The following is a 6178-nucleotide window of genomic DNA, read 5'->3' as shown; positions in this document are numbered from 1 at the left end:
GACCGAAAGCACTGTCCGCGGCAGGCAGCACGGCACCCTCACCGAACCCACGCAACGAACCCCCAGAAACGACTTGAGCGTCGCCTCAACGACTGATGGGACCGGCGAAATGCGTGCCGATCCCATCAGTCCTTGTGGAGCTAAGGGGATTCGAACCCCTGACCTCTTCCATGCCATGGAAGCGCGCTACCAACTGCGCCATAGCCCCGCGGCCCTCGTGGTGGGCCTGAACGAGTGTAGACGATCACCGGCCCAAACCGGAAACTCAGCCGGGCACTCCCACGTTGTGTGCGTGAAGCCGCCAGGCGGGGGTGCCACGCTCGCTGGGGTGCAGCACCGACCAGTGGCAGTTGCCGAGCCCGGAGATGCCGTGCCAGTGGGCGGCGTCGTGCCCGAGGAGGGCCGAGATCCCCGCTCCGATCGCCGCGCCGTGGGTCACCACGAGGAGGTTCTCGTCGTCGCCCAACCGCGCGGCGTGCTCGATGACGGCGGCCGCCACCCGGCTACCGACCTCGCCGCGGTCCTCCATGCCGATGCCCTCCGGCTGCTCGCCACGCCCCCAGATCTCGTACTCGGCCGGCCAGCCGCCCTCGATCTCCGTGTGGTTGAGGCCCTCCCACGTGCCGAAGGCACGCTCACGCAGTCGCTCGTCCGTGACCACCGCGAGGCCTGTGATCTCCGCGACGGCCTCGGCGGTACGCCTGGCACGCACGAGGTCCGACGCCACGATCGCCGCCGGCCGCAACCGGGCCACCGGGCCGGCGGCTCGTTCGGCCTGCGCCACCCCCACGTCGTCGAGGTCGATGTCAGCCTGCCCCTGCAACCGGCGGGCAAGGTTCCACGGGGTCTGGCCGTGCCGCATCAGCACGACCGTGCCGGCGCTCACGCGCGCTCGACCCCGGCGCCTGGGTCGGTCTCGTCAGAGCCGTCAGTGCTCGTGGCATCCTCAGGCAGAGGAACCACCGGGCAGTCCTTCCACAGGCGCTCCAGCGCGTAGAACTCGCGGTCCTCGTCGTGCTGCACGTGCACCACGATGTCGCCGTAGTCGAGCAGCACCCACCGGCCCTCGCCCACGCCCTCCTTGCGCAACGCCTTCACGCCCGCGGCGTGCATCGCTTCCTCCACGCCGTCGACGATCGCGCCCACCTGCCGCTCGCTCGCCCCCGAGGTCACCAGGAACACGTCGGTCAGCACGAGCCGCTCGGACACGTCCAGCGCGATCAGCTCCCGCGCCTTCTTGTCGGCCGCAGCACGAGCGGCTACGACAGCCAGCTCGATCGCACGCTCCGCCGCGCTCACGCAGTCCTCTCCGTCACATCAACCACTCCCTCAGACCTCCCAGGCTTGCCATCGCGGCGCCGGCCGCCGCGTCGTCACCCTGGACTAGCCGCCACACCAGCAGACCCAGCACGATACCGATGACCACCAGCACCAGGACCATCAGGAGCGTGAGCCAGATCGGGGTTCGGTGCTCGTCCTCGTCCTCGTCGTCCTCGTCGTCGTCACGCTCGTCCCGTGCGGACGGAGCCGGCGCGGGCTCCGCGGCTCTCAGCGCCTCGGCGGCAATCACCTCGGTCTCGCCCTCCGGCGCCGGCGCCGGGGCCGGCAAGCCGGCAATCGGCCCGGACGGCGTCGGCGGGGGCAGTTCGGCCCAGCTCGGTCGTGCGTCGAACGGCTCGGGCTTGTCGGTCTCACCCGCGATCAGCTCATCGAGCGACGGCTCAGCACTCTCACTCCGCTCCCCCGCAGGATGGTCCGCGGCGACCCGCAGCGATCGCCGCGTGCTCGGCAGCGGTCCGGGCGCTGCCACCTCGGTCACGTCGATGCCGCCCTCGCCGTCGACGGCGCTCAGTGCACCGGTCGAGGCCGGGTCGTCCTTGGGCTGCGGCGGCTCGTCACGGACCACCGGCGTCAAACCGGTGCCGTCCTCCGCCAGGCTGCGGATCGCACCGGTGCTGGCGGGCGGCCGCACGACCGGGCGCCGCATCGGCGGCGCCTGCTTCGGCTCGGGCCGGCTGGCTTCAGGCGTACTCGGCTCAGGCTCGGCGGGTTCGGGCTGGGCCGGCTCCGCCTTGACCGACACCCGCTCAGGCGGCGTCGGCACGCCGCGGGCCGGGGTCGGCTCCGCAGCCGAGGTCGCAGACGCCGCCTCCTGGCGTTCGCGGAGCTCGCGCAGCTGACGTCGGGTCAAGCCGGAGGTGTCGGTGATCTCCGACGGCGGTGGCTCACCCGGTCCGTCGGGCCCGGTTGCCGCTGTGGTCGGCTCGGGCGGCGGGTCCGCGATCACCCGCACCTCGCCGGTCTCGTCGATCTCGATCGCGCCGGTCTCCAGCGCCGCCTCCCGGGCGCGGATCTCCCGCCGCGTAAGCGGACGCTGCGCGGCGGCCTCCCGAGCGGCACGCTCGGCCTCGCGGCGGCGCCGACGCGCCCCCACGTTCTGTTCGTCCTCACTCATGCAGCATCACCACCAACCGTGCGGTCACGACCACCGATCGTGAACGTCTCCGGATCACGGTACAGACGGTGCTTGCCGATGTACTGCACCACACCGTCCGGGACGAGGTACCACACCGGCTTGTCCGCGATCACCCGCGCGCGGCAGTCGGTCGAGGAGATCGCCATTGCGGGGATCTCGAGCAGCGAGTACTCCCCTGCCGGCAGCTCCGAGGTGTCCATCTCGTGGTCAGGCCGCGTCACCCCCACGAAGTGGGCGAGGTCCCAGAGCTCGTCGACGTCCTTCCACTGCAAGATCTGGCTGAGCGCGTCGGCACCGGTGATGAAGAACAGCTCGGCCTGCGGCAGCTGGGCTCGCAGCTCCCGCAACGTGTCGATCGTGTAGGTGACTCCGGGTCGGTCGATGTCCACGCGCGACACCGAGAACCGGGGGTTCGACGCCGTGGCGATCACCGACATCAGGTACCGGTGCTCAGCGACCGTGACCTCGCGGTCCGACTTGAACGGTTGCTCGCCGGTGGGGACGAACAGCACCTCGTCGAGCGAGAACACCGAGGCGACCTCGCTGGCCGCCACGAGGTGACCGTGGTGGATGGGGTCGAAGGTGCCACCCATGATCCCGATCCGCGCTGGTGCGGAGGAGGCAGCGATCATCGGGCGGTCACCCCGCTGCCGCAGGGGTGAGGCGTCATGTCAGTGATCGCGGTGCCGCGTGCCGATGCTACGAAAGGCGAACGTGACGATCAGCAGGGCGAGCAGGATGACCAGCGCGACGATGCCGTAGCCGATCGGCATCAGCTCACCAAAGCTCTGACTGCCCTCGGCGGCGAAGCCCACCAGGGAACTCCTCATCAGCGTCAACCTCTTTCGTGTCGGGACCCGAGCATTCTGGCACGACCACCTCAGGGTCCGGGCCGTCCATGGGCTGTGGCGTGGTGCGTGTCAGCTCCGGACGTGGCCGTCACCCTCCACGATCCATGTCGACGTGGTGAGTTCGGCCAGCCCCATCGGACCCCGGGCGTGCAACTTCTGCGTCGAGATCCCGATCTCGGCGCCGAGTCCGAGCTGGCCGCCGTCGGTGAACCGTGTGGAAGCGTTGACCATGATCGCGGCCGAGTCCAGCTCGGTGGTGAACCGCCGAACCGCCGCAGTATCGCGCGTGAGGATCGCTTCCGTGTGGCCCGAGCTGTAGGTCCGGATGTGCTCGAGCGCCTCGTCGAGACTCCCGACCACCCGCACCGCCAGATCCATCGACAGGTACTCGGTGCGCCAGTCCTCCTCGGTCGCCGCGACCACCTCGGCGCCCTCCGGCGCGTGCGCAGCAGCAGCGTCATCGGTGTGCAACACCACACCCGAGGAATGCAGCGCAGCGAGGACAGCAGGCAGCACCTGAGGTGCGGCATCGGCGTGTACCAGAAGCGTCTCCGCCGCGTTGCACACGCCGGTGCGCTGCGTCTTGGAGTTCAGCACGATCGCGACCGCCTGCGCCACGTCGGCGCTCGCGTCCACGTACACGTGGCAGTTCCCCACGCCGGTCTCGATCACCGGCACGGTCGAGGTGCGGACCACGGTCTGGATCAGATCGGCACCACCGCGTGGCACCAGCACATCCACGAGCCCGCGGGCCTGCATCAGCGCCTGCGCACCAGCGCGCCCGTGGGCGTCGATGGAGGTCACGAGGTCGCGTGGCAGCCCGACTCCTTCGAGCGCCTCCTGCAGCACGGCCACGATCGCCTCGTTGGACTCGGCCGCTGCCGAGCCGCCGCGAAGCACGACGGCGTTACCCGACTTCAGCGCCAGGCCCGCTGCGTCCACGGTCACGTTGGGCCGAGCCTCGTAGATCATCCCGACCACGCCCATCGGCACCCTGACCTGGCGCACCGAGAGCCCGTTGGGCAGCCGTTCGCCCCGGATCACCTCTCCGACCGGGTCGGGCAGCGCAGCGAGCTCGCGCAACGCCTCGGAGATCGCATGCACGCGCCCGGCGTCGAGCCGCAACCGGTCCACCAACGACGGCGCCATCCCGCCGGCAGTCTCCCGCTCGCAGTCGATCGCGTTGGCCTCGACGATCTGCGCCTGGTGGGCCAGCAGCGCATCCGCCATCGCGTGCAGCGCGGCGTCCTTCGTGGCACGGGTCGCGGTCGCGAGCGATCGGGCAGCGACCTTGGCGCGACCGGCGACCTCGTGCACCGCCGAGACCACGTCGGACGCCTGGGAAACCTCAGCTGCGGTCATGCCACCAGGCTACCGGCGTCGCTCAGGCCGACACGGCGACGCGACGGCGGGGCGCCGCAGCGCGACGCGCCGAGGCGGGCTCCCGAGGAGCCGTCGCCGCCGGGCGGGCCACGGGCGCGCGCAGACCCCGCGCCGTCAGCTCGTCGAGCACCTCCGTCACCACGGCGAGCACGTCGGTCGGGACTGACGCCGGGATCACAGTGAAGCCGTCGGCGGCACCCGCGTCGACCCACTCCTGCCAGAGGTCGGCGAAGCCGGCCGAGGTGCCAACGAAGCTGAGCAACGAGGCGTCTGCCTCGCGCTCGCTCTCGTTCTCGAGAACAGTGAGGAGATCCGCCCGGGCGCGAGCGCCGTCGTCGTCCGCCGCGAGCACGGTGCTGACGTCCACGAGCACCCGGACGTCGTCGGCGGCACGACCCCACTCCGCCGCGGCCTGCCGGATCGCTGCGCGCGAGGCGATCGCCTCCTCGAGCGTGGCGACCCTGATCCGGGCGATGTCGGCACGCGCGGCCGCGAGCTCGAGGTCGAGCGGCTCGCGCACGGTCACGACCACCTGTGCCGCCTTCGCGTTCACGTCGCGCCCGGTGCGCCGGCTCACGCGCGGAGCGCCGAGGGCGGTGATCACCGCGTCGACCGAACGGGCCGAGAGCGGGCGGGTGCCGCGCTCGACCTGCCAGGCGGCGCGCCCCTCGGTAGCCTTGTGGACGCTGCCCACGGCGCTGGCTACGTGCGCGGCGTCGGTGACGCCGAGCGGGACAGAGGCGGCCACCGTGAGAGCACCGGTGTGGCGGCCGAGCCGGGAGGCGGCCAGTGCCCCGTCGAGCCAGTCGTCCCGGCGGCGGCCGCTACCGAGGCGGAAGCTGGAGTCGAGCGCGATCAGGTCGACCCCGCCCTTGTCGGCGAGCGAGGCGAGGCCGGCGAGCCGGCCCATGATGAAGGCCTCCGACTCGCTGTCGCCGGAACCGGCCCAGGCGCGCGGAGCGCCGGTGCCGGAGAGATCGAGGGCCACGAAGGTGGGACGAATGGATGCAGAAGTCATGAGGGTGCCTTTGTGAGCAGTGGAGATGGACTGCTCGGTAGCCACTCACCGGGTCCTGCCGTGTCACGCGGCGACGTCGGGAGGGTTTCCTACCGAGGGCGGCAACCGAAGGGGCGGTGCTGCGGCGCAGATGCCGGCAGCGAACGGCCCGAGGTGCCTGCTGTGTGCTGGCCGATCGAGAGGATCAGGCCTTCACGCACAGACACATGCACATGCAGGTACCCATGTTCGAACGCGTCGTGCGAGCGAAACCGAGAACCGTGGCCTGTGCCATGTCCGTGCTTCCTTCTTTCTTCCCACTGGCGGGATGCGTGCGCTTGCGCTCACCTGATGGTGAGAGCCAGGTCGTCACCCGGGGCACCCCACCGCATCTGGAGGGTTGCCGGTCAGCAAGCCGGGGCTTGGTGCTGACGCTCAAGACCTGCGTAGAAGGTAGGTCACGGGTAGGTG

At 70.9% G+C, this 6178-nt stretch carries 7 protein-coding genes, 1 tRNA gene and 1 riboswitch; all 8 genes read right to left on the bottom strand.

The features are described from left to right. Positions 1–135 precede the first annotated feature (135 nt). Positions 136–208: transfer RNA gene (locus tag ACOJSN_RS22355), tRNA-Ala, on the bottom strand. A gap of 57 nt (positions 209–265) precedes the next feature. Then, positions 266–886, bottom strand: coding sequence for a histidine phosphatase family protein (locus ACOJSN_RS22350; protein ID WP_420114693.1), 621 nt, complete (start codon positions 884–886; stop codon positions 266–268). Then, on the bottom strand, positions 883–1299 hold the full coding sequence (gene rsfS / locus ACOJSN_RS22345; RefSeq protein ID WP_420114692.1) for a ribosome silencing factor: 417 nt from the start codon (positions 1297–1299) through the stop codon (positions 883–885). The genes ACOJSN_RS22350 and rsfS overlap by 4 nt, the downstream gene beginning before the upstream one ends. Before the next feature lie 13 nt (positions 1300–1312). Next, positions 1313–2455 (bottom strand): hypothetical protein, encoded by a 1143-nt coding sequence (locus ACOJSN_RS22340; RefSeq protein WP_420114691.1) that lies wholly within the window; start codon positions 2453–2455, stop codon positions 1313–1315. Beyond that, positions 2452–3108: a nicotinate-nucleotide adenylyltransferase gene (gene nadD / locus ACOJSN_RS22335; RefSeq protein WP_420114690.1), complete on the bottom strand. Its 657-nt coding sequence runs from the start codon at positions 3106–3108 to the stop codon at positions 2452–2454. The genes ACOJSN_RS22340 and nadD overlap by 4 nt, the downstream gene beginning before the upstream one ends. Before the next feature lie 39 nt (positions 3109–3147). After that, the gene (locus ACOJSN_RS22330) at positions 3148–3291 is read right to left on the bottom strand and encodes a hypothetical protein (protein WP_420114689.1); all 144 of its coding nucleotides are present in this window, start codon (positions 3289–3291) and stop codon (positions 3148–3150) included. Between the two features lie 105 nt (positions 3292–3396). After that, positions 3397–4689, bottom strand: coding sequence for a glutamate-5-semialdehyde dehydrogenase (locus ACOJSN_RS22325; RefSeq protein ID WP_420114688.1), 1293 nt, complete (start codon positions 4687–4689; stop codon positions 3397–3399). 22 nt (positions 4690–4711) lie between these two features. Then, the gene (locus ACOJSN_RS22320; protein WP_420114687.1) at positions 4712–5728 is read right to left on the bottom strand and encodes a hypothetical protein; all 1017 of its coding nucleotides are present in this window, start codon (positions 5726–5728) and stop codon (positions 4712–4714) included. Positions 5729–6036: 308 nt separating this feature from the next. After that, positions 6037–6150, bottom strand: a riboswitch (SAM riboswitch). Positions 6151–6178 lie beyond the last annotated feature (28 nt).

Origin of the sequence: Pseudactinotalea sp. (assembly GCF_048594945.1) — a bacterium.
Classification (GTDB): domain Bacteria; phylum Actinomycetota; class Actinomycetes; order Actinomycetales; family Beutenbergiaceae; genus Pseudactinotalea.
This window is presented reverse-complemented; position numbering and strand designations above follow the sequence as displayed.

Bases quoted from the DNA above. Each gene is read 5' to 3' on its own strand.
- ACOJSN_RS22340 (WP_420114691.1), bottom strand. From the start codon at position 2,455: ATGAGTGAGGACGAACAGAACGTGGGGGCGCGTCGGCGCCGCCGCGAG.
- nadD (WP_420114690.1), bottom strand. From the start codon at position 3,108: ATGATCGCTGCCTCCTCCGCACCAGCGCGGATCGGGATCATGGGTGGC.
- ACOJSN_RS22325 (WP_420114688.1), bottom strand. From the start codon at position 4,689: ATGACCGCAGCTGAGGTTTCCCAGGCGTCCGACGTGGTCTCGGCGGTG.
- ACOJSN_RS22320 (WP_420114687.1), bottom strand. From the start codon at position 5,728: ATGACTTCTGCATCCATTCGTCCCACCTTCGTGGCCCTCGATCTCTCC.